This window comes from Nonomuraea basaltis (assembly GCF_005893125.1).
Taxonomy (GTDB): Bacteria; Actinomycetota; Actinomycetes; order Streptosporangiales; family Streptosporangiaceae; genus Nonomuraea; species Nonomuraea basaltis.
Genome location: NZ_VCJS01000199.1, coordinates 1 through 23468 on the forward strand (window position 1 = coordinate 1; position 23468 = coordinate 23468).

Annotated in this window: 21 protein-coding genes; 10 read left to right on the top strand and 11 right to left on the bottom strand. The window is 68.5% G+C overall.

All coding sequences use genetic code 11. The features are described 5' to 3' along the window. Positions 1 to 1097 precede the first annotated feature (1097 nt). Positions 1098 to 2285, bottom strand: coding sequence for a hypothetical protein (locus EJK15_RS52870; RefSeq protein ID WP_138718046.1), 1188 nt, complete (start codon positions 2283 to 2285; stop codon positions 1098 to 1100). 304 nt (positions 2286 to 2589) lie between these two features. On the opposite strand from EJK15_RS52870, the gene EJK15_RS71655 reads away from it, so the two are divergent. Beyond that, on the top strand, positions 2590 to 2739 hold the full coding sequence (locus EJK15_RS71655) for a hypothetical protein (RefSeq protein ID WP_171075052.1): 150 nt from the start codon (positions 2590 to 2592) through the stop codon (positions 2737 to 2739). Between the two features lie 46 nt (positions 2740 to 2785). Here EJK15_RS71655 and EJK15_RS52875 read toward each other — a convergent pair whose 3' ends face one another. The 5 genes from EJK15_RS52875 to EJK15_RS52895 are packed head-to-tail and all read right to left on the bottom strand — an operon-like array spanning position 2786 to position 5801. Next, positions 2786 to 3640 carry a hypothetical protein gene (locus EJK15_RS52875; RefSeq protein ID WP_138718047.1) on the bottom strand — a complete coding sequence of 285 codons (855 nt, stop codon included), beginning with the start codon at positions 3638 to 3640 and terminating at the stop codon, positions 2786 to 2788. A gap of 30 nt (positions 3641 to 3670) precedes the next feature. Further along, on the bottom strand, positions 3671 to 4210 hold the full coding sequence (locus EJK15_RS52880; RefSeq protein WP_138718048.1) for an LGFP repeat-containing protein: 540 nt from the start codon (positions 4208 to 4210) through the stop codon (positions 3671 to 3673). 9 nt (positions 4211 to 4219) lie between these two features. Further along, on the bottom strand, positions 4220 to 4846 hold the full coding sequence (locus EJK15_RS52885) for a hypothetical protein (RefSeq protein WP_138718049.1): 627 nt from the start codon (positions 4844 to 4846) through the stop codon (positions 4220 to 4222). A 45-nt stretch (positions 4847 to 4891) separates the two neighbouring features. Continuing rightward, positions 4892 to 5371, bottom strand: coding sequence for a cupin domain-containing protein (locus EJK15_RS52890; protein ID WP_138718050.1), 480 nt, complete (start codon positions 5369 to 5371; stop codon positions 4892 to 4894). After that, positions 5361 to 5801 carry a VOC family protein gene (locus EJK15_RS52895; RefSeq protein WP_240777776.1) on the bottom strand — a complete coding sequence of 147 codons (441 nt, stop codon included), beginning with the start codon at positions 5799 to 5801 and terminating at the stop codon, positions 5361 to 5363. The genes EJK15_RS52890 and EJK15_RS52895 overlap by 11 nt, the downstream gene beginning before the upstream one ends. A gap of 194 nt (positions 5802 to 5995) precedes the next feature. Here EJK15_RS52895 and EJK15_RS52900 point away from each other — a divergent pair, with 194 nt between their 5' ends. From EJK15_RS52900 to EJK15_RS52915, 4 genes are all read left to right on the top strand, one after another. Next, complete coding sequence (locus tag EJK15_RS52900) at positions 5996 to 7969, top strand: ATP-binding protein (protein ID WP_138718051.1); 1974 nt, start codon at positions 5996 to 5998, stop codon at positions 7967 to 7969. Next, the gene (locus EJK15_RS52905; protein ID WP_138718052.1) at positions 7966 to 8622 is read left to right on the top strand and encodes a response regulator; all 657 of its coding nucleotides are present in this window, start codon (positions 7966 to 7968) and stop codon (positions 8620 to 8622) included. The genes EJK15_RS52900 and EJK15_RS52905 overlap by 4 nt, the downstream gene beginning before the upstream one ends. A 483-nt stretch (positions 8623 to 9105) precedes the next feature. Then, positions 9106 to 9627 (top strand): NUDIX hydrolase, encoded by a 522-nt coding sequence (locus EJK15_RS52910; protein ID WP_171075053.1) that lies wholly within the window; start codon positions 9106 to 9108, stop codon positions 9625 to 9627. Positions 9628 to 9948: 321 nt separating this feature from the next. Further along, entirely contained in the window at positions 9949 to 10392 is a 444-nt protein-coding gene (locus EJK15_RS52915) for an orotate phosphoribosyltransferase (protein ID WP_206061653.1), read from the top strand. A gap of 45 nt (positions 10393 to 10437) precedes the next feature. Here EJK15_RS52915 and EJK15_RS52920 read toward each other — a convergent pair whose 3' ends face one another. From EJK15_RS52920 to EJK15_RS52935, 4 genes are all read right to left on the bottom strand, one after another. Beyond that, on the bottom strand, positions 10438 to 10695 hold the full coding sequence (locus tag EJK15_RS52920) for a hypothetical protein (RefSeq protein ID WP_138718054.1): 258 nt from the start codon (positions 10693 to 10695) through the stop codon (positions 10438 to 10440). A gap of 75 nt (positions 10696 to 10770) precedes the next feature. Next, the gene (locus EJK15_RS52925) at positions 10771 to 11337 is read right to left on the bottom strand and encodes a hypothetical protein (protein WP_206061654.1); all 567 of its coding nucleotides are present in this window, start codon (positions 11335 to 11337) and stop codon (positions 10771 to 10773) included. A gap of 161 nt (positions 11338 to 11498) precedes the next feature. After that, positions 11499 to 12218, bottom strand: a complete 720-nt coding sequence (locus EJK15_RS52930; RefSeq protein ID WP_171075054.1) for a TetR/AcrR family transcriptional regulator — start codon at positions 12216 to 12218, stop codon at positions 11499 to 11501. A 59-nt stretch (positions 12219 to 12277) separates the two neighbouring features. Beyond that, positions 12278 to 13495 carry an FAD-dependent monooxygenase gene (locus tag EJK15_RS52935; protein ID WP_138718056.1) on the bottom strand — a complete coding sequence of 406 codons (1218 nt, stop codon included), beginning with the start codon at positions 13493 to 13495 and terminating at the stop codon, positions 12278 to 12280. Between the two features lie 203 nt (positions 13496 to 13698). Here EJK15_RS52935 and EJK15_RS73535 point away from each other — a divergent pair, with 203 nt between their 5' ends. Beyond that, entirely contained in the window at positions 13699 to 14592 is an 894-nt protein-coding gene (locus EJK15_RS73535; RefSeq protein ID WP_206061655.1) for a hypothetical protein, read from the top strand. Positions 14593 to 15583: 991 nt separating this feature from the next. On the opposite strand, the gene EJK15_RS52950 is transcribed toward EJK15_RS73535, so the two are convergent. Beyond that, complete coding sequence (locus EJK15_RS52950) at positions 15584 to 18037, bottom strand: NB-ARC domain-containing protein (protein WP_138718057.1); 2454 nt, start codon at positions 18035 to 18037, stop codon at positions 15584 to 15586. A gap of 123 nt (positions 18038 to 18160) precedes the next feature. Here EJK15_RS52950 and EJK15_RS52955 point away from each other — a divergent pair, with 123 nt between their 5' ends. The 4 genes from EJK15_RS52955 to EJK15_RS52970 form a co-directional block, all read left to right on the top strand. Then, positions 18161 to 18343, top strand: a complete 183-nt coding sequence (locus EJK15_RS52955; protein ID WP_138718058.1) for a hypothetical protein — start codon at positions 18161 to 18163, stop codon at positions 18341 to 18343. Between the two features lie 23 nt (positions 18344 to 18366). Continuing rightward, a complete protein-coding gene (locus EJK15_RS52960) occupies positions 18367 to 19542 on the top strand; it encodes a hypothetical protein (RefSeq protein WP_138718059.1) in 1176 nt (391 codons plus the stop codon). A 232-nt stretch (positions 19543 to 19774) separates the two neighbouring features. Continuing rightward, positions 19775 to 21130 (top strand): serine/threonine-protein kinase, encoded by a 1356-nt coding sequence (locus EJK15_RS52965; protein WP_138718060.1) that lies wholly within the window; start codon positions 19775 to 19777, stop codon positions 21128 to 21130. 1881 nt (positions 21131 to 23011) lie between these two features. Continuing rightward, a partial coding sequence (locus tag EJK15_RS52970; protein WP_171075055.1) for an AfsR/SARP family transcriptional regulator occupies positions 23012 to 23468 on the top strand: 457 nt, incomplete at its 3' end.

Genomic DNA, 23468 nt, shown 5'->3' on the forward strand with positions numbered 1-23468 from the left:
GCCGTTACCAGCGACGCATGCCAAGGCGGGAACAGGTCTCACGGACACTGACCAGGGACTACACCTTCGATATCAACCGAACCTCCATTTGGTAAGCCCACTCACAACCTGCGACCTCGTGTCGCACCGCCTTCTGTACCCCGAGGACAACGGTGTTCACGCGGTCGAGGACCCTCCTCGACCGCCGCCTGCCGCCTTACAACGGCCAGTCCCTTTTCACCCCGGTCACTTCCCGTCCCAGGATGTTGACGTAACGAGGCATCAGCGAAGGTTCACGATCATTCGCCCGTCCAGCCTTCCCCTTGCCTGTGGCTCCCGGACGGAACAGGAGCCCTTGGGCGTTTCCCTGAGCTCCGCACCTCGCGGTTACCCACGACGCACGTCAGGGCGGGGACAGGTCTCGAACACTGACCTGAGCTACGTCACCGACATCGTCGACCTCCTCCTTCCGTAGCCACTCATCGCGTGCGACTTCACGTCGCAAGGGTCCGCGTCACCAGCCGCAAAGTAACGCTGAGTAGCCGTTGTCGCTTTGCGTGGTCGCGAGATTGGTCATCTCCGGGAAGGCTGTACGCGCCGTGCGGCTGACCGCCTTACGCGCCGGATCTCCGAGGTTTGCGGCTGATCGCGGCTCGGGGGTAGGCCAGGCCGAGGTGTGCGGCCGGCGGGGTTGTTGAGGTAGTCGCCCCAGGCGCAGCCTGAGGAGTGGGGGCAGGTCTCCAGCCAGGTGTTGCAGTGGCGGCACGCAGCCCGCGGACTTGGAGATTGTCGTGGTTGTGCTCGACGTACACGCCGGTCGTGCAGTGGCACACGTGGCAGGCGGGCCCCAGTTCCTCGATCAGGGCCCTGATGATCGGGCCCAGAACAGGCCCTTGGAAGGGAGGCCATCGTCCGTCGTCTTGGCGGACCGGGCACCGCTCGCGCCGCCTGACGAGAGCGGGGTCGGCCTCGGAGCTGAGGGCGAGCACCGCCCATCGCACGGTCCTGTTGCCGGGGTGGCCCTCCTCCGGCCGGGTGCCGGGCCACCCGACCTCAGTTATGAGTATTCGTGAGACTCAGAGAAACGCCACCGCGACAGCCATGCCGGGCCCGGAGAGTCACACTCGCAGGATGGTGAAATCGCCGATCTCGACACGGACGGGTGTGAGAAGGGCGCCGTGTCGGTCGGAGGACAGCGTGAGCATTCCGGCGGCCCGGCACGACCGTGTACCTGCGGGCAGGGCCGCAACCAGAGTCGGGAGGTCGGGGTCAGCAGAAGGTTGCTGGTAGTGCACTGGTAGGAATCGGAAGTCACGCGATGCCATCGACAGGCGAGGTCCGTACACACGTACGACGATGTCACGGGCCAGTACGGGGTCAGCCTCCACGACGAGCACGACCTCCGCGTCCATCACGTACTGGGAGCGTCGAACAAGCTGCCATTCAGGGCGCCCTTCAGCGGCGGCGAGTGACCGCGCAGTCAGTGGCGACAGATCTTCCCACCTTGGTGTGTACGGTCGGACCGGCTGCAGGTCGAACTGCTGCCAGGTAGCGGTGAGCGCGCCGAGACCGATGGGGTCAGGGTGGGAAACGCCGACCTGCCACGTGATCGATGTCTGCGAGACGATCGGCCGGATCGGTGTCGGCGCCGGCCGTCCGAATGCCTGCCCGAGGGCGCCAGCCTCGGCAAACAGAGCCTGGATGACCTTTGCGGCGTCGGATGCCCCTTGGTGGATGTGCTTGAGCTCGCCTTCTTGTCGGTCTTGAAGCTCGCGGCGCTGGTTTCGCCAGGTGAAACCTGATTGGCCCCCGCGCTGGGGGGCGGCCGAGGATGCCTCGCGCAGGCCGTCGGATACCTCGAACGCTGCGGCGGTCATCGCGGCGTTGAGCTGTGCGAATGCGGTCTTTGCAGCGTCGTGGCGGTTCAGTGTCAGGGCGCACAGCAGGAGATAGCGCTCAGCGAGTGCCCGCTGGAGCGCGGAGGCCGCTGCGGCCGCCGCGTTCCGGAAGTGCTGACGCGCTTGCTTGAGGTCCTGGTTGCGGGCGCGCTTGCCGCTGGAGCCGGCAGCATCCAGGAGGCAGCGAAGCCCCGACCCGACCTCGATCTCGTACCGCTGCGCGAGGACCTGGTCGAGGCGGCGCTCGATTCCGGCCAGCCGGTCTTCGATCCCGGCCAGGCGGGACCCCAGCCCGCTCTCGCTGGCCGCCACGGCGCCGAGCACGTCGCCGGCGAGGGCGCCCAGCTCCGGCCGGCCGGACAGAGCACCGACGACCTGCTTGACGCCGTACTGCCCGATCAGCAGCACGACAGCCGTCAAGGGTTCCATCACACCTCCTGGAGGTGTCGATCACGGTAGGCCGAGTGGGCGGCGCAATCGGACGTACCGCCCACGAGGCCATCGTCGTGGAGATTTCAGAAGGGTGTGGTTGCCGCGACGGCCCAGTTCTGGCGGGGCACAGGTCACCGGTGAGTCTGTCGTCGTGGCCTGCTCGTCGGCCGTGTAGGCCGCGATGACCGTGGCCTTCTTGCCAGCCCTGCCGTAGATCCACTTGGGTGTGACGTCGACAGCCTCGACGGTGGCCCGTGGCTATATAGATACAGCAACGGCCATGCGCAGCGGCTACGTCAACGGCGTCACCAGCCACATCCTGGACGTCGACGGCAACCACCGCTACGACACCATCACCACCCCGCACTGCGACGGCGAGACGGCGACCGTCGACAAGGCCGCCATCCGGTGGTCCGGCACGCTGTACTGAGCCCGGCAGGCCCGGCTGCAGCGCCGCCGAGCCTTCGATGCCGAGGTCAGTGGGTCTGGACGGTCACCGTGTTGGACCAGAGCACCCCGGACTGGTCCGACTGGCTGCCGCGCCCGTCGGTGGCGGCGAAGCTGATGTCCTGCCCGGGCAGGACGGCGAATCCGATGGTGATGTCAGCCTTCCCCTGGGAGTTCGCCGTGGTGTGGAAGCTGTAGCTGGCCAGGTTGCCGTTGTTGACGGCGCGGATGCGGACCTGCCTGCCGGGCAGGAAGCCGGAGCCGGTGAAGGCGAATTTGGCCTGGTCGGCCGGACCACGGTAGGTGACGTTGATCCGCGGTACGGCCTGCTGCGCGGCAGGCCCGTCGTACTGCACGCCGACCGGGATGGTCCAGCCCTGCCAGCATCGGGACTTGCTGAACGCCCGCTGGGTGCAGCCCTCGACGATGAAGTCGTAGTAGCCGGAGCCAGGCAACGGGAACGCGTACGACCCCTCCTGACCGCCCCGAGCGGTCACCTGCCGGACCAGCCGCCCGTCCCGGTGCCAGCGGATCAGGAAGAACCCGTACTTGAACGGTTTCGTGGGTCCCCAGCGAAGGTGTGCCATGCCGTCCTTGGCGAACACCGACACCGTCATGTCATAGCCCTGGCCGGGGGACCACGCGATCTGCCCAGCCCCGAATTCCTGGATCCGCCCACGGCGGCCGGGCACGTCGTGCTCCTCCCGCTGGGCGCAGCCGAACGTGCTCGCTTCGCCGGCCTCGCGCCAGCGGGTGCCGATCGCACCGTAGGGATTGATCGCGCAGGCCGTAGCACTCGATGCTTGAACGCCCGCGGTATCCGTGAGGGTCAGCAGCGATACGGCGAGCGCGATCGCGGCGGGAAGGGACGAGAGGCGGATCATGATGGCTCCTCGGATGCCGTGAAGGGGAGGTCAGAAGTCGGTGGTGACCGAGACGGTCCAGTCCCGGCGGCAGATGTCGCCGATGAGGCGGTCGGTGCAGCCGCGGACCCGGAAGGTGTAGCGGCCGGGGCCGTAGTAGGAGACCGCCCCACGGGTGCGGGGCCCGTTCTTGTAGGTGAAGACGCCGTTGGCGATGTGGCTGGAACGCACGGCGACCTTGAAGTAGTCGTAGTGGAAGGGGTTGGTGGGTCCCCACCGGAAGTAGGCGGTCTCACCCTTGTGATACGCGGCGATGATCATGCTGTGTCCCTGGTCGGGGGTCCAGGCGATCTGGCCGCCGGCGAAGTTCTGGCGGCGGGCGGTGCTGTTGGACACCGTGTACTCCGCGCCCTTGGGGCAGCCGAACACGCCGTCGGCGCCGCCGAAGTTGCGCCAGTAATCGCCGATCCCGCCGTACGGCTCGATCGAGCAGCCCGAGCCTGCGGATGCGGCGGCCGGGTGGGCGGGAGCGCTGGCCAGCAGCGCGCCGGCCAGAGCAGGGATGGCCAGCACGGATGACAGACGGATCATGATGTCTCCTCAGACGGTGGTGTGCGATGCGGGACGGGCTGAGCGCGCGGTCCAGGCCAGGGCCAGGCCGGTCAGGACGGCGCCTGGCCACGGGGGCTCGAGGAAGGCCGAGACGAGGCCGGCCAGGATGAGCAGCACGCAGGCGCCGCGGGAGATCAGCCGGTGACGCCATCCGGCCACGGCCAGTCCGATGAGGCCCGCCAGCAGGAGGAGCTGTTTGGGCAGGCTGATCAGGAAGCTGTAGAGGGTGGGCTGGTCGACGGCCTGCCGGGCTTGGGCTTCGGTGAGCCAGCCCAGCAGGTGCGGGATGCGGGTGACGTGCACCCACATCAGTCCGGCCACCGCGCAGCAGCCGGCGGCCGTCAGGTAGAGCGCCCACCGCGGCAGGCGGTCCAGCGTCGGGGTGGCGGGCAGCGTGATGGCCAGAAAGGTGAAGGCGATCGCGCCGAGCACGTTGGCGATCAGCACCACCGGATGGCGGGCGGCATCCAGATGGGTGAGGCCGGGAAGGACGATCACGCTGGCCACGTGCAGAGCCGAGCCGAGCGCGCCAAGGAGGCCGGCAGCGACAACGGTGATCGTGGTGGGTGCGGCGGCGGAGCCGGCGGTCGATGCGGGTAAGGATGGCGATGCCATGCTGAGCTCCTGCGTGGGTGGGTGATGGGTGTGGCGGAAAGCCGATCAGTGTGCGGTTTCGGGGAAGGGCGGCGGGCCGAGGATCTCGTGTCCGTACCGGGCCGATACCTCGGCCAGGAGGGCGAGGTCGGGTTCGGCCGGGTCGGGCAGGCCGTCGTGCTCGGCGGGCCTGCCCAACTCCTCGATGAAGCCCTCGAATCCGGCCGGTGAGGTGATCTGCAGGCCGCGGACCGGTCCGCCGGTGACCACGAAGGAGTGCGGGATGTCGCGTGGCAGGTAGACGAAGCCGCCCGGACCGATGCTCCACCGGCGCTCGCCGCAGGCCACGCGCATCTGTCCCTCCAGCAGGTAGAAGGCCTCGTCTTCGCGGTGGTGGACGTGCCAGGGAGGGGCGAAGCCTTCGGGCGCGGTCCATTCCAGGAAGGCGAAGGCGGCCGCGGCCTTGACGATCATCCGAGTGTCGAGGAACCACACGTGGCGTCCGCCGTCGCGGTCCAGGGCATAGCCCTGCGGGTCAAAGCTCATCACTCGTCTCCTCGGTGTAGAAGCGCAGCTCGATGCCGTCCGGGTCGCACAGGCCCACCAGGACGCAGCCGTAGTGGCCGGTGACGATGCCGCCTTGTGGCTCGCCGAGCTCGTCGAGCCGGTCGCGCCAGGCCTGGAGCCGGGCGCGTGTGGCGACGGCGAACGCGACGGGGTCGTAGCCTCTGAGGACGGCCGCGCGGTCCGGCTCGCGGCGCAATCCCAGGCTCATCCGTTCGGATGCGTCGCGGAGGATCACGCCCATGAGCTGCCCGTCTTCGTGGAATTCCAGGGCCTGCCGCAGCCCGAGCACGCGCTGGTACCACAGGCTGCTGCGAGCGACATCGGTCACGGGCAGCTTCACGTGGTGGAATCCGTCGATCATGTCGGCCCCCGATTCGGAGTCACGCGCCGGCCGGTGGGGAGATGGCATGGCTACTCCTGGTTGGGAAGGGTTGCTGTTCGCATTCAGTGTCGGCAGCCCCTCCCGTCCGCACAGCGGCCGTGGGGCGGGTTTAGCCGTGCCGCCGTACGGGTGAAGGCGGACTCCTATTCCCCCCTGCGGGGGATGGCGGATGCCGTCCCAGGGCTGATCCACCGAGATCCGCCCGGTCGTACGCTGCTCATGTGAGCGGGCAGGGAGTGCGCGAGCCGAGTGTTCGTGAAGGGCTGGTGGACGCGGGCATTGCGGCGGTGCTGGCGGTGCTCGTGGTGATCAACCTGGTGGCTCCCCAGCCGGTGTTCGCCCACGCTTATCGCGCGCCCGACGGCTGGGCGATTCTGCTGGGTCTGGCGGCGAGCCTGCCGCTGGCGGCCCGGCGTCGCCTGCCGCTCACGGTCTCGCTGGTGATCACGGGGGCGGCCCTGCTGCTGACGGCGCTGGGCTGGGATCCGGGCGTCACCCCGTTCTGCCAGATGGCGGGCCTGTACGCAGTAGCCGGCTGGCGTGAGCGCCGCGCGGCGGTCGCGGGGCTGGCCGCCATGTACACCTCGATGGCGATCCTGGCGGTGCTCCGGGTCCCGTCGTTCGACGATCCGCTGGCCTTGATCGGCGTTCTCGCGCTGACCATCGCCTGGGGGCTGGGCCGGGTGATGCGGTGGCGCCGCCAGAGCGTGGAGGCCGCTCAGGCCAGCGCCGCGGCCGCCGAGCGGTCCCGGGCCGTCGCCGCCGAACGGGCGGTGTTCGCCGAACGGCTCCGCATCGCCCGTGAGCTGCACGACGTTGTCTCGCACACGCTCTCGGTCATCGCGGTCCAGTCGGGCGTGGCCCGTTACCAGCTGGGGGACACCGGCGACCCGGTGGCCTCAGCCCTGGGCGCCATCGAAAGGGCAAGCCGGTCGGCCTTGGACGACCTGCGCCGCATGCTGGGCCTGCTGCGAGCTCACCCGGACCCCGACCCTGGCCCGGCTCCCGCGACGGACCTCGCCCCGGCGCCCGGATGGATACGCGAGTGGATGGTGGATCTCGGCATCGCCGTCGTGCTGGCCGGGCTGGGGCTCCTCATGGTCTGCCTCCCCGATCCCGCCGCCACCGTGCAGTACGCCGAGCCGACCTCGTGGTCGTTGCTGTTGCTGCTGGTCGCGACGCTGTCCCTGGCGGTGCGGCGGCGGTGGCCGTTCACGGTGCTCGCGGTGACGCTGGCCGCGGGCGTCCTGACCGCGCTCGGCGGCTGGGATCACGACATGCCGTTCCTGTGCTCCTACGTCGCCCTCTACACCGTGGCCGCCTGGCGGCCCCTTCTGGTCGCCCTGGGCGGGCTGGGCCTGCATCTTGTCGTCGAGGCGGCGGGCGCGCTCGTGGACATGCCGCACTACGATCCGGCCGCCGACACCACCGCGGCCGGAGCGCTGGTCCCCCTCGGCCTGGGGCTGATCGTCCGCCGCTGGCGCCACCAGCGGGACGCGGCGCTGCGGCGCGCCCTGGAGGCGGAACGTGGCACCGCGCGGACGGCCGAGCAGGCCGTCATCGCCGAACGCCTGCGGATCGCCGAGGAGATGCACGACGTCATCGCGCACACCCTGTCGGCCATCACCGTCCAGTCAAGCGTGGCCCGGCACAGCATCGCCGGCACCGACAACCCGGCCGGTCCCGCGCTGAGCGCCATCGAGCAGGCCGCACGCTCCGCGCTGACCGACCTGCGCCGGATGCTCGGCGCACTGCACATGGATGAGTCGGGCGAGCCGCCCAGCCTGGCGCCCAGCCCGGGACTCGAGGAGATCCGACTGCTCGCCTCAGCCCACCGCGCCACAGGTGGCCCGGTCGAGCTGACCGTCGATCCGGGCGTTGAGGCGACGCCGGAAAGCCTGCGGATGACCGCCTACCGCCTGGTCCAGGAGGCGTTGACCAATGTACGCAAGCACGCCGCGGGTTCGGCGGCGCAGGTGCGGATCGTCCTGGACGGTCCGGACGTGGTTATCCAGGTGGACAACGACGGGCCGGCCGGGACCCAGGAGGCCGGTCCGGGCACGTCGTCGGGATACGGGCTGGCCGGGATGCGGGAGCGGGTGGCCATGTTCGGTGGCACCCTCGATGCCGGAGCCGCCGAGAATGGCGGTTTCACCGTACGCGCCGTGCTGCGGTCGAAAGGGGCGCTGGCATGAACGAGCCGATCCGGGTCGTCGTCGTCGACGATCAGGAGCTGGTGCTGGCCGGGTTCGCGGCGCTGTTGTCCGGCGCGCCGGACATGACGGTGGTCGGCCAGGCCCGCCAGGGGGAGGAAGCGGTACGCCTGGTCCGCACGACGCGGCCGGATGTGGTCCTCATGGACGTGCGGATGCCGGTGCTTGACGGCATCGAGGCCACCCGCCGGATCAGCGCCGACGCGGGACTGGCGGCCACCCGGGTCGTCATATTGACGACGTTCGGGCTGGATGAGTACGTCTTCGGCGCGTTGCGTGCCGGCGCCGTCGGCTTCCTGCTCAAGGACACGCCGCCGGAGGACCTGCTGCGTGCGGTACGTGTCGTCATGGCCGGAGAGTCGCTGCTGTCGCCGTCGATCACCCGACGCCTGGTCGAGGTGTTCGCCGATTCGCCGGCTCCGCGGCAGGGTCAGGCCCTGCCGGATCTGACCGACCGCGAGGTGGACGTGCTGACCCTGGTGGCCCAGGGCCTGTCGAACGCCGACATCGCCGCCCGCCTGCACATCGGGCCCGCCACGGTGAAGACCTACGTAAGCCGCCTGCTGACCAAGCTCGGCGGCACCGCGCGGGTCCATCTGGTGATTGCCGCCTACGAGTCCGGTCTGGCCTCGTAGACGACTCGACCCAGGAATCACATCGCTCACATCGTCTGCCGCGTATCACGGCCGCTTTCTCTCTGCCTGAACCTGCTAGGTGTGGGAGTCGGCCCGCAGAGAGATTCCGAACGAGATCCGGCGGTAAGGGCTTTCCTGCCAGGTCACGATGGGTGAAGTGCCCGCCGTGGGGGACTGGGTTTCGGTTGGGACGGCAGGGGATGAGTCCGGCACGGCCCGGCTCGATAACCCGCGACGACGCGTTTCCGCAGGTCGGGTTGCTCGCTAAGTCTCTTATGTCAAGCCACGTCGCGCCCCCTGGTAGCTCAGAGTCACTAACGCCGGATTCCGTTCGGAATCTCTCTGCGGGCCGAGACACCGGGCCCTCCCGCTCACCAGTCCGATCGTTATCTAGGGTTGGAGGACCCTTCCAGCAGGTCAGAGGACGATGATCTCTTCTTTCACGTAGGCGAAGTTGTCAGTGGCCGGCCGTAGCCTGGCGCGATGATCCGTAATCCGTGGGAGCAGCGCTCGTTGGATGCTGCCGTCTTCGATGCCCAGGCCGCGGTGCTGGAGTTCGATCAGGCCCGTTCCTGGCTGCGCTCGGCGCTGGCCGAGCCGATGGAGCCGTTTGGTGCCGAGGTATGGGTGCTGGATCCCGCGCTGGAGCAGATCGTGCTGGTCCGGCATCCCTGGCGCGGCCTGGTGCCGCCCGGCGGCAAGGTTGAATTGGGCGAGAGCCCGCGCCAGGGCGCGGCGCGCGAGTTGGACGAGGAGAGCGGGTTGCGCCCGCGACTGCTGGAGTGGCCCGCCGCGGTGGCGGTGCGCTCTTTCCATCCGGACCGGCCGGTGACGTTGTCGTTGTCCTATGCCGCGATCGTCGACCCGGCCCAGCCACTGGCCGGGGAAGTCGGACAACCGGCGCTGTGGCGGCGGTTGGATGAGGATTGGGGCAGCTTCTTCCCGCAGGATCCAGACCGGGTCCGGCAGTATGTGAAGGCCTTGAGGGCCGACGCGGTGGGTTGAGCGGGCAGCCGTTCACGATGGCGGCCGCTGGCCGAAGCCGGACCATCCACCGGTGCCGGGTTGGAGGCTGTGATTCTCTCCGGTGCGAGAGGCGGTTGTGGGTCCGTCGTGAAAGAGTTGGTGGTCCAGGATTGAGCGCAGGTCGCCGTCGTTGAACCGGCCGGCCGTCGCCGCCGTCCCTAGGGCCCGGTCGACCGCGGCGCGGCCGCGCAGTCGGTTCAGGCTGTCTGCCATGCTCGTGTTGTGATTGATGTGGATCTCGCCCGTCGGGTTCGTGACCGTTGCCGGTTGAGTGGCCGGTTCGTGTTGCGTTCGGGACGAGTGGCCGAGGAGTACTTCGACAAGTACCAGTTCGAGGCCGACCCGGCCCTCCTGGATGAGTTGGCGTCGGGGATGGTGTCACTGGTTCCCGAGGGGACCGAGGTGTTGGCCGGCCTGGAGATGGGCGGCATCGCGGTGGTCACGGCGCTGGGGCGGCGCACCGGCTTGCCTTGCGCGTTCGTGCGCAAGACAGCGAAGTCCTATGGCACTGCCCGACTGGCCGAGGGCGCCGACGTCAAGGGACGGCGCGTCCTGGTCGTCGAGGACGTGGTGACCTCGGGTGGGCAGATCGCGATCTCCACTGGTCAGCTGCGTGATCTAGGGGCTCGGATCGACCACGCGTTGTGCGTCATCGATCGGCAGGAAGGCGGTGCCGAGGCCTTGGCCGCGGAGGGGATCCGGCTCCTTGCGCTGCTGAAGCGCGAGGAGCTCGAGCGAGACTGAAGGGCTGGACCCGGCGGCCTGGGCAGGTGATCAGGTCGGTTCCTCTTAGCTGAGGAGTCCCAGGGTTTCGGGCGCTTCTATGACGGTCAGTTGCCGCTCGGGGTCGGTTTCCTGTTGCGCGAACTGGTTGATCAGGTCGGCGAGGGCTTGTCGGTCCTGCTCGGACAGGTCCTGCAGGAGGAGGGACACCGGCTCGATCACCTGCATCGTGGCCGCGGGCGTGATGGCGTCGTCGTCGCTGAGGTCCAGCCTGATGACGACCTCGGTGAGGGCCTTGGCGAGGGTGCGTTCGAGCGGGGTCATGACGGACCTCCTGGCCGGGTCGTTGGGGTTGTGGTGCGTCCGGAGACGGCTGCCATGGCGTGATGGCGGTCCTGGTCAGCCTGCCGCCGGCTCGGTGAGCCGGGCTTCGAGGTCGGCGATCATCTGGGTGAGCAGGCTGGTGTTCTCGCGCCGGACCGCCTGCTCGCCGACCGTATCGAGGCCAGCGACCTTGGTGATGCACTCGTCGGCGGCTTGGGCCATGGTGGCGAACTCCTTGCGGGCGATCGAGTGCGGGTTGGCGGCCTCGTAGGTGGTGGCGCGGTGCATGTCCTTGACCGAGGTCATCGCCGCGCGTGCGGCGGACATCGCGTCGCGGGCGCTGAACTCGTCGCCGTGCCCCTCGCGCATGTAGCGGGTGGTCCAGACCCGGCGCCGGGCAGCGTCGCGCCGGGCGGGGTCGGCCGACGGCTGGAACCGTTCCAGGCGGTCGCCCCGGTTGGCCGCGACCACGCGGACGACCTTGACGGCCCGCCGCAGGCGGGGGCCGTCCTTGATGCCGACGCCGGCGGCGATGTCGGCGTAGCTGAGCTCGCGGCCGTGGTTGCTGCGCAGCCAGATCATCACTTCGGCGACGTCGGTCTCGGCGCGGGTCCAGCCCGTCTCATCACGGCGGCGGCTCACAGGAATTTCCCGTTCTCGGGGTGCCGGTAAGAAACGTGTCATGAGCCCCAAACGAGTGTTGCTGCGGGAGCAGCGACCACTTGGACGTGCACTTCCCGCCGGTCAGTGATGCCAAGAACCCCGGACGCCGGAGGGTCCGCGCGGCGGGTTTGCCGGCTGATTCATTGCTGGAGGGTCTGGCTGCGGTCGATGATGTCCAGGACGGCGTCCCTGAACTGGCCGAAGACGGCGGCGGCGTCGGCCGCGGCCGCGGTGACCGCCTGCTCGGGGGGTGCGACCGCAGGTTCGAGGATGAGGGCCATGGTGTCGGCGAGGACGTCGCCGGGGTCACCGGTGCTGGACGGGGCGGAGTCTGGGTCGGACATGGCGGTGCCGAAGCCGGTGAGCATGGCGTGCATGGCGTAGGACTGATCGGCCAGCGGGCGGTCCTGGCGAAGTAGTCGGTGCCGGCGCAGGATCGGCATGACCGCCTCGCACATGGCGCTGGGCTGAGTGCGGTCGAACAGGTCGCGGTCGCCGGCCTGTTCGGTGAGCAGTCGCAGCAGGTGGGCGTCCTTGGTGGTGAGGCGGCGTGCCAGCGGGGATCGCAGCCCGGTGCGGAGCAGTAGCGGGGCCAGGCGGCGCGGCAGGACGACGGCGGGGTCGGCGGTGATGCGGGCGACGACCTCGTCCAGGAAGGCCAGCAGTTCGCGGGCGAACATTCCGAGGATGAGGTCTTCCTTGGTGGGCCAGTACAGGTAGACGGTGCCCTTGCCGACCCCGGCCGCCGCGGCGATCTCGCTGACGGTGACCTTGCGCACGCCGTGGTCGGCCACCAGTTCGCGCGCGCTGTCCAGGATGCGGGCGGCTTTGTGCGAATGATGTTCGACCAGCTGACTCACCGTGCTGTCCTCCATGATCGTGCTGTCGGGTTGCGTACCGTCAGGTTGTTCGGCTTTGGTCAGGGAGCGGCGACGTCGATGTTCTTGGCCCGCATGTCCTTGTTGTTGAACATTCTCCTGCCCATGGCCTTGCCGACGCCCGGCATCCGCATCAGACGCATCATTCCCGCCCGCAGGACAAGCTCCTTACGATCGTGCGGGGTGAAGATGCGGCGTCCGGGCAGGGCGCTTTCCTGCTGCAGGTGGACGAACGGCCGCATCCGCGCCTCCCAGGCCCGTAGCGCGCCGGGCACGTCCCCGGGATGGCGTTGCAGCATGGTGCCCAGCAGTTCGCCGCCGGCCATGCCGCTGGAGGCGCCCATACCCGCGTACAGGGTGACGCACCAGGCCGAGTCGCCGATCAGGACGACCCGGCCGCGGTGCCAGCGCGGCATCTTGACCTGCTGCACCGAGTCGAACAGCGCATCAGGTGCCTGCTCGTAGCGCCTCAGCAGCCCTTCCAGCAGCGGGCCGGTGGGTTCGGGGCCGTAGGCGGCGCGGATGGACTCGATCGGCGGGCGGCTGAATTCGGCGTCGATGTCGCCGGTGCGGTAGGAGAACAGCAGGCTGGGGGCGTGGTCGGCGAACGGGAAGGCCCACACCGAACGGCCCGGCTCGGCCAGGACCAGGCCCTCGTGCAGCGCGAAGCCGTCGACCGGGCCGTCCAGCACGGTGGCGCCGACCATGTAGTTCAGCGGGTGCAGGTACTCCTCGGGACCGAAGACCAGCTTGCGCACCGTGGAGCGCATGCCGTCGGTGCCGATCACCAGGTCGAAGGGCTCGGTGACGGTGGTATCAGCGGCCGTGTCGTGCAGCGTCACCTCCGCCGCGGCGTCGTCCTGGACGATGCGGGCGGGCACGGTGGAGTAGCGGATCTCCACATCGTCCGGCAGTGCCTCGAACAATCCTCGCTCCACATCGCCGCGCAGCAGCGGCCGGGGGCCCGCGGCCATGGCGAAGGGGTTCATGCCGGGACGGCGGCCTCCCACGCGGTCCACCTCGTAGCTGGTGACGTGGGGGCCGCTGCGGTCGCCGATGGCCTCCAGCACGCCCAGGCGCCGGGCCGAGGCGATGCCGGCGCCGAACAGGACGATGAAGTATCCGCCGGAGCGGCGCGCGGGCGCTCGTTCCACCACCACCGGCTCCCACCCGATCTGCCGCAGCCGCAGCGCGGTGGCGATGCCGGCGATCCCCAGCCCGACCACCAGCGCCCGGCCGGTCTTCCCGACGTTCGTCATGACGACTCCTCTCATGGGCTTCCAGATCAGCCTATCCAACGAACTGACCATATTGGTTCTTGTGGTCAGTTCGAGGCAGTCCGCTGATCTGGCCCCCGGTGGCTCTGCGCGAGGAACGGCGACGGCAAGCTGTCGGCAGCGCAAGAAGTTCGCCGGACCGTTTCTCTTCAGGAAACGGCTCTTCCGTGAAGTAACTTGGCCGCATGCCGTCCTCCACCCCCAGCTCGGCCCCGCTCGCCTCAGGCCAGGATCGCGCCGAAATCACTTCACGAAAGGTGGTCGGGCTTCCCGAGCGCCTCGACCCGGCCGACGACAGCCTCCCCGCGTGGACGGAGCGCTACCTCGATCTGGCCGTGCGCGGGGTCCGCTCGGCGGAGGTCACCGCCAAGATCTCCCGGCATCTGCAGCGCTTCGCCGCCTGGATCATCGACGGCCTCGGGCACGACCGGCTCTCGGCCGTCACCCCGCGCGAGGTGAGCGCCTGGCGCGACCACCTGGCCGCCGCCGGCAACCGCGGCCGCGAGGGCACGCCCGCGCCGATGGCGCCGACGACCGTCAACAACCATCTCGCGCACGTCTCGGCGCTGTTCACCTGGATCACCGCGCACGCCCCCGCCGGCCTCCTGCGCCACGGCGACCCCACCAAGAAGGTCGCCCCGCTGCCGCTGCCCGCTCCGCAGCCGCGCGCGCTGGCCGCCGCCCAGGTACGCACCGTCAAGAACATCGTGGACCGGATCGAGACCTTCCACGAGCTCAAGGGGCGCCGTCATCGCGGCGCCGTCGCGCGTGCCCACGCCCACGCCCGCCCGCTACGCGACCGGGCCATCATCGGTCTCACTCTCGAAGCCACCCCGACGCTCGACGAGGTGCTCGCGCCGCGGCTCGCCCGCATGGCCACGATGCGGCGTGTCGTCGACGGGCTCACCGAGGCCGAGCTCGATCGGGTATGCGGTCGCAAGCCGGCGGACCCGTATCCCCGACCAGGAGTACGTCGTGCGCCGCTGCCTCAAGGTGGTGCTGAAGGAAGAGGCCGAGCATCACCGTTATGCGGTGCGCGACCTCGCCGTGCTCGAGGCCGGTGCCTGAACTGGCGCTGACCCGGCCGGAAATGACCTCCAGCCGCATTGCGTGCTGCTACTCCCGGCTCCTCAACTCCCGTCCCTGCCAGTTCCGACCTGCGGAAACGGCCCAGTGATCGTTATCGCGCCGGACTTATCCCTCGATGTTCGAGCCGTAACTCTCGCGCGCACACCTGCCGCGACCAGGGGACTGCCCCTTTCGCCGTTACTTGGTCTGCGCCCCTCGAAGACCTCCGGCTCGAGTTCCGCCAGCGGAAGCAACCGCGGGTTCTGCATCGGCACAGGAAGCGGCGCAGCCTGCGCATGCCGGGTGAGCTGAGGCAACGTCAATTTCACCAGACCGACGTCCGGGGCGGCATCGGGCGTGATGTTTACCGAACCGGTGCCTGGCGTAGGCTCCCGGCCCTCAGTCGCCCTATCGTGGCCCACACTCATCCCACCCCTGCATCCATCCGCTTCCTCGCCCCTGCGCCCCTGCGCCAAGATACGTCTAGGCCGCAACGATGCTCCCACCCTGCCCGCACCGCTGCTACCGCTCCATCACAGCTCCGGTGGCGGTCACCAATATGCCTTCGTGATCCAGACGCGGGACACCGGCGGCCCGCACTGGTCATGCGCCAATGTCGGCGGCAACGATCCCCCGCCATCCGGGTACAAGATCGTGGTGAGCAATCCGGCCCGACCGCTGAACCACTTCCTGTACCCGCAGCTTGCCGATGACCGGCTTGCGCTCCACTGCCAACCTCCCAGCTCCAACGACCGACATCGCGTACGTCGAAGCCCAGAAGGTCAAGAGTCAGCAGAGATCCACAGGGGGAGGCTCGTCGCACGTAGCGCACACGAGTTGTAGCCAGCCTTCAGTTAGGTCGAGCTGGAGTCTGCCGCAGCTGATGGCGATGATGCGGTGGCTGGTGGAGGAGCCGATGCCGGCGCGGTCACGCAGGTCGGGGGCGACGGCGCGCTATCGCAGCGAGGGCACCGCGAACGCGATCATGGCAAACGTGCTCTCTCATGGATGCGAGACGAGGAGGTTGTACACGCCCGCGTCGCCGCAGGCCACGACCATATTCGTCATGGAGACGCATACGCCGGTCATCGGGGCTGTGAGGCGAATTGCTGCGATGCATCGACCTGTAGCGACGTTCCACACCCGCACTGTCTGGTCATGGGAGGCGCTAGCGAGCCAGGACCCGTCCGGCGCCGCCGACACCCCAGTCACCGACCTGATATGACCGCGCAAAACTGCGCGTACGCTGCCGTCGGAGGTGTTCCACACCCGCACCGTCCGGTCAGTGGAGGCGCTGGCCAGCCAGGACCCGTCCGGCGCCGCCGACACCCCAGTCACCGACCTGATATGACCGCGCAAAACTGCGCGTACGCTGCCGTCGAAGGTGTTCCACACCCGCACCGTCCCATCGCGAGAGCCGCTGGCCAGCCAGGAGCCGTCTGGCCCTACCGCAACCGCATACACGCAGTCGGTGTGGCCTTTTAAGACCGCGCGTACGCTGCCGTCGGAGGTGTTCCACAGCCGCACCGTCTGGTCGTCGGAAGCACTGGCCAGCCAAGACCCGTCCGGTGCCACTGCCACCCCCCGCACCGCGGCGCTGTGGCCCTTCAGCTCTGATCGCGCGCTGCCGTCGGCGGTGTTCCACAGCCGCACCGTCTGGTCGTCGGAAGCACTGGCCAGCCAGGACCCATCAGGTTCAACCGCCACTGCATACACGATGCCGGTGTGGCCGCTTAAGGTCCGGATCAGGCCGGGATTGCGCTCTGGATGAGGCCATAGCGGAAGCAGGAAACCCGCACGATCTTCGCGCACTTGGTCGATCGGCTGCCGAGCCCGGAGCGTCACCGACAGATGAGACAGCCGGTTGCTCGTGGACAACTCATCTGACTCCAGATCACCCAGCAAGTACCCCACCCGAGCGATCAGAGCATGCGCCGCCACCGCCTCGGGCGCGCGCGAAAACGCCAGATCGGCCTCATAAGCGAGCACACTCCAACGAGCCAGCCGTGCCAGCGCCCAGCGCACATCGGTGACCAGCCCCGCCAACTCCGCCTCGCAGCCTCCCTCGGCCAGATGGTAGGCCAGGTGATCCCACAGGAAGTGCTCCTGCGGCAACCGCCACCACGCCCTGCCCCCGCTGTCAAGGGACACCATGTTGGTTGCCTGCTCGATCAGTTGCCGGTTGACCTCGGCGCGCCGCTCGCCTAGGCCATCATCGGAGCGGATGGTTCCCCGCACTACGTCATGCAGGAGCACCACCAAGTGGGCGCCGTCTACCCAGCGCACCGTCACCAGCGACAATTCGGCCAGTTCCTCGCACACCTGCAGGGCCCGCTCCGGGGCCATCTCAGCTGTCCCCGCCCACAACAGCTGCACCATGTCGAGGGGAATCTCCGTATCCTCACGAAATATCCCCAGCTCCATGAACCGCTCCTGCGTGTCGCGCTCCAATGCCTCCACGCCGTACCAGACGGTGGCTCTAGCTGCGTTGGAACGCTGAGCGTTGCGCACGTCCAGCCCCGCCGGCCCCAGCCGCTCCAGCCGCGCGATCGCGTGCTGAGCCGCCGCTCCCACCTTGGCACCGTTGGCCACATCTGCGGTCAGGCGTGCGTTAGCCATTGCCAGCAGCAGCGGCCAGCCGTGGGCCAATGCCAGTAAGCGCTCACGTGACCTGTGATTTAACGGCGGCAACCCACGGGTCAGCACCTCAGCGGCCACCTGCTTCTCCAGCGGATGCGCCCGCACCTGCTCAAACTCCTCCGGCAGCACTACCGGAAATCTCGTGGTCACCAACACCTGCACTCGCTCGGCCAGGAGCAAGATTGGCTCCAACTGCCCCGCCGTCCACACATCATCGACAACAAGCAGCGTCCGGCCCCGCTCCGTCAGCAGCTCGGCCAGCCGATTCGCTGCCGTGCCGGCATCGGTAACCTCGTGTGCCTCGCCGGACACCGCGTGGCATAAGCCTCGGATGAGATCGGCAATCTCCACGCTTGTGCGCCCCTGGCCGACGGCGGGCATCCACACGATCCCTCCCGAGAACCGCTTTCGCACCCGGCTGTCATGACAGGCCAGCAACGCCAGCGAGGTCTTACCGAAGCCCCCCTCACCGACCAGAGCTACGGCCGCCCCCGCCTCCAGCGCGTCGACCACCACGTCCAGTTCCTTACGCAGCGCCAGACTTGGCGGACACCACGGCACACCAATCAGCTGTCCCAACCGCGATGCCCTGACAAGGCGGTGGCCGATGGCGACCTGCGTCCCTCGCGTGATCCGGCGATCCAGCAGCACCGCAACTCCGGTGGTGATCACCAACGTGGAAATCCATACCATTCGGTACTCCGCAAGCGGCTCCAGATAGGTGCTGACGATATTGACGATCAGGCCTAGAAGCACGCCCACCACGATCAGTGCACCCGCCGAAAACGGCGTGCCCCTCTTGAACCGATCAGCCATATTCAGCGCCGCCTTAACTCATCCCGAACACCGATCCAGCGTGGGGTCAGATAGGGCCGTCATCGTCGGGATGCCACAGTCCCGGCGACGATACGCTCGGCTGCGGTGCGGGGCCAGCGAACCATGGCCGAGATGGTCGACCGCCATCAGCTTCGCAACATCGAGATTCGGGATCTCCTTGTTGACTACATCATCCGCCGTGGCACCGAACTCGACTACGCCAGCGTCAAGAATCTGGCCCGCAAGCTGGCCGGAACACGTTCCGGGCGGTCGTGGAACCGATCAATCCTGATCAGCGACACTTGAGACTTTCGCGGCCAGATTGTGGCGTGGCGGCGTCCAAGTCCCCCGCAAGCGCTTTCAGCTCCATCCGCGCTCGCGCCCCGCAGCCCGGACACGCCGACATCTGGGGCCGGAGCCCGTGCCCGGTCGCCAGGGCGTGTGGTTCCCGCTGGGTCCCGGCTGACCGGCCCGGGCGGCCCGGCCGGTCCAATAAGATCATCCGCATCGTAGCCTTACTCCAGGCCGCCGTCGCCCGCTACAGCTTCGGGCGTCCGGCCGCCGTCGCCGTCGCGCTCTACCTGACTGCCGCCGCCGTCGCCGCCGGGTACGACGGCGGGCGGTGGTTCGCCGTCGTCGCGACGGCGGGTTTCTGGGCGTGGGACGACGGGGCCCGGCTCCTGCCCGCGGCGATCGGCGTGCTCAACGCTTGGGCGCTGTGGCAGATCCTGCGCGGCCCGGCCTCGCCACGTGCCGGGGCGCTGCCGCGTGATGTGGTGTGGCTGCGGCGCCTGCTCTACGCGGACGTGGCCGGTGACCTGCTGCTCTGGGAGCTCCTCGACGACGTGTCCGGCGTCGCGGAGTACGCCGCGAGCTGGGCCGTGTGGGCCGCCACCATGTTCCTGCTGGTGCGGGCCCTCACCGGGGTGTCGGCCCGGTTCCGGATCATCGCCCTCGGGTTCGGCTTGACCGGGGTCCTGGCCGCGGCGCTGCGGCCGTTCGCCGAGGTCCCGCTGCTGACGGCGTCGCTCCTGGTGGCGATGGCGACCCTCGGCTGCAAGGCGATGATCATCGCTGGGCAGGGACGCGACGGGCGGTTCAGCGCCGTCACGGTCGCCATCGGCTGGACCGCCCTCCTGGTCCCGCAGGTCTACTCGCTGCTCCAGGTGGGACGGGTGACGTTCGACGGCTTGTCGCTCGCCGAACGCGCGCTCGACGGGCTGATCGTCGTGTGGGCGGCGCGCACCGCGCACGAGCTCGCCGCCGCGCCCGGCCCGGGCGTCGCGGCGCCCGGCATCGGGCGGACGCCGCGGCTGCTCGCTGCCGCGGCCGTCGTACTCGTGCTGCCGATGGCTATCGTCGGCGCCGAGGGGGACGCCCGGCTCACCTACACGACCGCGGACGAGGGCTGCCGCGACCGGCTCCGGCCCGCAGCCGGCCTCGGGCCCGAGGAACGATCGTTATCTTGGGTTGTTGTCCTCTTTCCGCAGGCCAACGTTCGATGATCTTGTCTGGCACGTCAGACACGTTCAAGAGGTGACAAGGTCGTGACGTGCGCCGTGTCGCGGGCATGCTCGGTCGGGTGAAGCGGATCAGCCGGGGGTCACCACCTGTAGATAGCGCGATGACCGCCGCCTTCGTATTGCGCACCAGGTGAAACAAACGGGCATGCACCGATGATGACGGCTTGTACCCTGATCAACTGTTCGTGCCAAGCGCGATGGCGGGAGACGGGGCATGACTTCGAGGCTGGCCGGTGATGTGGTCGGCGGTCGCTACCGGCTGGCCGCCGAGCTGGGGTCAGGTGGTTTCGGGCGGGTCTGGCGGGCCCGCGACGAGACCCTCGACGTGGACGTTGCGATCAAGGAACTGCAGTTGCCGACAGGATTGCCGGAAACCGAACGAGCCGAGCGGCTGGCGCGCGCCACGCGCGAGGCCCGCAATGCCGCCCGGTTGCGCAAGCACGACGGCATCGTCGCGATCCACGACGTCGTTATCGACGACGGCCTTCCTTGGATCGTCATGGAACTGGTCGACGGCTGCTCGCTGAGTGAGCACATGCAGGAGCACGGACCGCTTCCGGTGGGCAGGGCCACCGAAGTTGCCGCAGCATTGCTGACGGCGATCGGCGCAGCACACCGCGAAGGTGTCGTGCACCGCGACATCAAACCGGCCAACGTCATGCTCGCCGAGAACGGGAAAGTCCTGCTCACCGACTTCGGGACCGCGATCCACATCACCGACACCGCACTGACCGCCACCGGGATGTTCATCGGCTCGGCCGAGTACACGGCGCCCGAGCGGTTGCGCGGCAGCGACGGCCTTCCCCCCGGGGATCTGTTCTCCCTCGGCGTGACCCTTTACCAGGCCGTCGAGGGCGTCTCACCGTTCCGCCGCGATACCCAGGAAGCGACGTTGGCCGCAGTGCTACTGGAGGAGGCCCCGGCGCCGCGACGAACCGGGCCGCTCACGCAGCTCATCACCCGGCTACTGGACAAGGACCCGGGCCGCAGGCCGACGGTGGACGAAGCACTGGCCATGGCAGGGGGTATTGCAGGTGAGCAGCCCGCAACCACGGTCCGCGTGCGGCGCGACACCAAGATCCTGCCGACCCGGTCGAAGAAGTGGCCGCCCGTTGGTGTTGCCGCGCCGATGGTGTTCATGTTGGCGATTGCGGTCATGACGGCGCTCGGCGTCGCCGGACTCCCCGATGCCGGCGAAACGTGGGAGCACTTCGAGAAATACGGGGACAATGACGTGCTCGGCCTCGCCGTAATGATCGCCGCCGTTGCCGATGTCGTTCTCGCTGGCTTGGTGTGCGCCAGTTTCGCGCGGTTCCTGCCGGCGAACGTCGGCAAGATCGTCACCGCTGTCGTCGGTGTCGCCGGGCTCGTCTTCGGCTGTGGCGCGACCGCTTTCGCCTTCCACGGCGCTGGCGAGATCTTGGGGAACGCGACGGAGCTCTCCGGGCGAGAGTCCGCGACGGTGTCGCTGGCCTTGATCAGCATCGTCGTCCTCGTCGCTGTCGGGTCGGCCTGGAGCTCGCAACTCCTCGTTCGACGCGAAACGATCAAAGGTCGAACACGATCATGATCGCTCGCACGATCCGATCAGCGTCGGATGCCGGGCTGGTCTGGCCGAGAGACCCCGGCATCTCCTCGAACTCGGCCCGCGCACCTGACATGGCCTACATGCCTTACAACCCCTGGATATTAGTGAGGCAGGTTCTCCAACGCCTACTTGCCTCACATGCCTGACAGACCAACGGCGCCCAAGATAATGGACCACCGGCCCGGTGTAGGCGACCTGCAGGAAGGAGGACTTGCAGGTGGGGCAGACCGGCGCCCTGCTGCCCGCCGGCAGCCGCTCGCCGAGCTCCTTCTCCTGCGCGTGGCGCTGCTGGGCGGCTTCCTGCTCGGCGAGGTGGCGCTGCCACACCGCGGCCGCCTCGATGGGCAGCAGCACGGCCTGCCGGGCCGCGCCGGGTCAGCACGGTCGGCTCGCCGCCGCCGGCCTGTTCGATCAGTTCGGCCAGGCGGGCGCGGGCCTCACGAATCCCGATCAACTTCACAAGCGGCCATTGTGTACGCAAGCTGGAGCCGACCGGGCCCGAACCGGCGCAGTCCCCTGGTGCTCCAGCCCGGTGCCCGCGGTCCGGATCGCCATCCCCGTTGTGTACACAAACGAGCGCCGTTCTTGATTATCCGACGCTAAGCCTCGTCCCGTCGGGCCCTGCCGGCTCTCTGAGCGGCCACGACCCGGGCCAGCCAGGCCCGCTCCATGGCGGGCGTCGGGCCGCCGGGGCAGCCGCCACAACGCGATCGCGACCACGTCGACCGCGGCCGCGACATCGGTCGCTAACACCTATGCGTCGTCACGGGGGCAAGAGAGCTCACTGAGTACACCCACCCTCTACGCCGTTTCCATGCCGGACTCCTCGTCCGGCTCGTGCGGCTTGACCAGGCCACACAATTAACCGGCACCCGCACGGTCGTTCCGCCACGGCCCCCGGCATGTGCCCACACTGGCGTCCGTGGCGGAACTCGCAGTCTTGCTACACGCAGCCAGGGCTCACTACGTGGTCGATCGTGTTGTTGTGCTGGAGGTGGCTCGAATACGCGCGGTGCGGTGCGGCTCTACCGGCGAGAATGTCGCTACCATGACCGGTGGATCCGGCCCGGTGATTGAGTAGCTCGAACGCGAACCTGGTGTTGTTGTGAGTGGATTCCGCGCGGTCGTTGAAATCCAAGGCCGGATCGGAGTTGGAGAGGTCTACCAGCCGACAGTCGTACAACGCGGATACGTGAATTCGAAGTCGGGGGTATGTGTACTGTACGCCATCGTAAAGGCAGATCCAGTCGGTTGGGCAGTCCGGCGCGGCCTGCAGGCTTCTGTCGCTTGTGCTGGGCCGCTCTTCGTAGACGACCACCGGTGCGCTGGTTTGCGTGGAGTCGTCACTCGGGGCGGTGGGAGGGTCATCGGCTGCCGACGCAGGGGCAGCTAGGGCGGTAAGAACCGTCATCGCGGCGACGGTCGCCAGCGAGGCGAGACGGACTGCGCGAAATCTCACATCTTCTCCTTGTGGTGTGTAGGGAGTGCATATCGAGAAATTGCATGAAGAGCCCTGCTCTGTGCACCCGTACCGGAGCAGTTGCGGCGGACATAGGTGGTGTAACCCTGGTGGCCCACTCTCAGAATCCGGGAATCTGCTGGGCTGCGGTGGAGACTGCGGCCGACTTCTTACGGTGCTGGCCCCCTCCGCGCGAAAGGACGATCAACCACCGGTGATGTACGCCATGTGATTCTTTCGTCACATCGCGCCTTGCCGGTTCCACCATGAGCGCGGACGTGACAAAGAGTAAATAAGATCGCCTTCGGAAAGCTTTCGTCTTTCTTGAATGGCATTCGACAACTGTGGTTCGATGGCTTTTGCCGCTGGGCTTGCCGGGTTTCGCGCCAACGGGGGGATGCGCAGTGGAGTTTCGGCTGCTGGGCGCGTTCGAGTTGGTGGCCGAGGGCCGCAGCCTCGATCTTGGGCCTGCCAAGCAACGGATCCTGTTCGCGTCCTTGGCCGTCGATGCCGGGCACCCGGTGGCCACAGAGACACTCATCGACCGGATATGGGACGAGGCCCCACCGCGCGAACCCCGCAAGGTGCTGCACACCTATGTCGCACGCTCCCGCCGCGTGCTGGAGCAGGCACGACATCTCGACAATGGACAGATCGCGCTGGAACGCCGGGCGGACGGCTACCAGCTGATCATGGACATCGATCGCATCGACCTTCACCGGTTTCGCCGGCTGGTCGAGCAGGCCCGCGCCCCGCACCGCCGCCGGCCGGAGCGCGCTGCCCTGCTGGGCGAGGCCGTCGGCCTATGGCGGGCATCCCCGCTGGACGGAATCTGTCTCTTATACACCTCTCCGAGCCCAC

Coding starts and splice junctions, on each gene's coding strand:
- EJK15_RS71655 (WP_171075052.1), top strand. CDS start 2,590: ATGCGCAGCGGCTACGTCAACGGCGTCACCAGCCACATCCTGGACGTC.
- EJK15_RS52875 (WP_138718047.1), bottom strand. CDS start 3,640: ATGATCCGCCTCTCGTCCCTTCCCGCCGCGATCGCGCTCGCCGTATCG.
- EJK15_RS52880 (WP_138718048.1), bottom strand. CDS start 4,210: ATGATCCGTCTGTCATCCGTGCTGGCCATCCCTGCTCTGGCCGGCGCG.
- EJK15_RS52885 (WP_138718049.1), bottom strand. CDS start 4,846: ATGGCATCGCCATCCTTACCCGCATCGACCGCCGGCTCCGCCGCCGCA.
- EJK15_RS52890 (WP_138718050.1), bottom strand. CDS start 5,371: ATGAGCTTTGACCCGCAGGGCTATGCCCTGGACCGCGACGGCGGACGC.
- EJK15_RS52895 (WP_240777776.1), bottom strand. CDS start 5,801: ATGCCATCTCCCCACCGGCCGGCGCGTGACTCCGAATCGGGGGCCGAC.
- EJK15_RS52905 (WP_138718052.1), top strand. CDS start 7,966: ATGAACGAGCCGATCCGGGTCGTCGTCGTCGACGATCAGGAGCTGGTG.
- EJK15_RS52910 (WP_171075053.1), top strand. CDS start 9,106: ATGATCCGTAATCCGTGGGAGCAGCGCTCGTTGGATGCTGCCGTCTTC.
- EJK15_RS52920 (WP_138718054.1), bottom strand. CDS start 10,695: ATGACCCCGCTCGAACGCACCCTCGCCAAGGCCCTCACCGAGGTCGTC.
- EJK15_RS52935 (WP_138718056.1), bottom strand. CDS start 13,495: ATGACGAACGTCGGGAAGACCGGCCGGGCGCTGGTGGTCGGGCTGGGG.
- EJK15_RS73535 (WP_206061655.1), top strand. CDS start 13,699: ATGCCGTCCTCCACCCCCAGCTCGGCCCCGCTCGCCTCAGGCCAGGAT.
- EJK15_RS52950 (WP_138718057.1), bottom strand. CDS start 18,037: ATGGCTGATCGGTTCAAGAGGGGCACGCCGTTTTCGGCGGGTGCACTG.
- EJK15_RS52955 (WP_138718058.1), top strand. CDS start 18,161: ATGGCCGAGATGGTCGACCGCCATCAGCTTCGCAACATCGAGATTCGG.
- EJK15_RS52965 (WP_138718060.1), top strand. CDS start 19,775: ATGACTTCGAGGCTGGCCGGTGATGTGGTCGGCGGTCGCTACCGGCTG.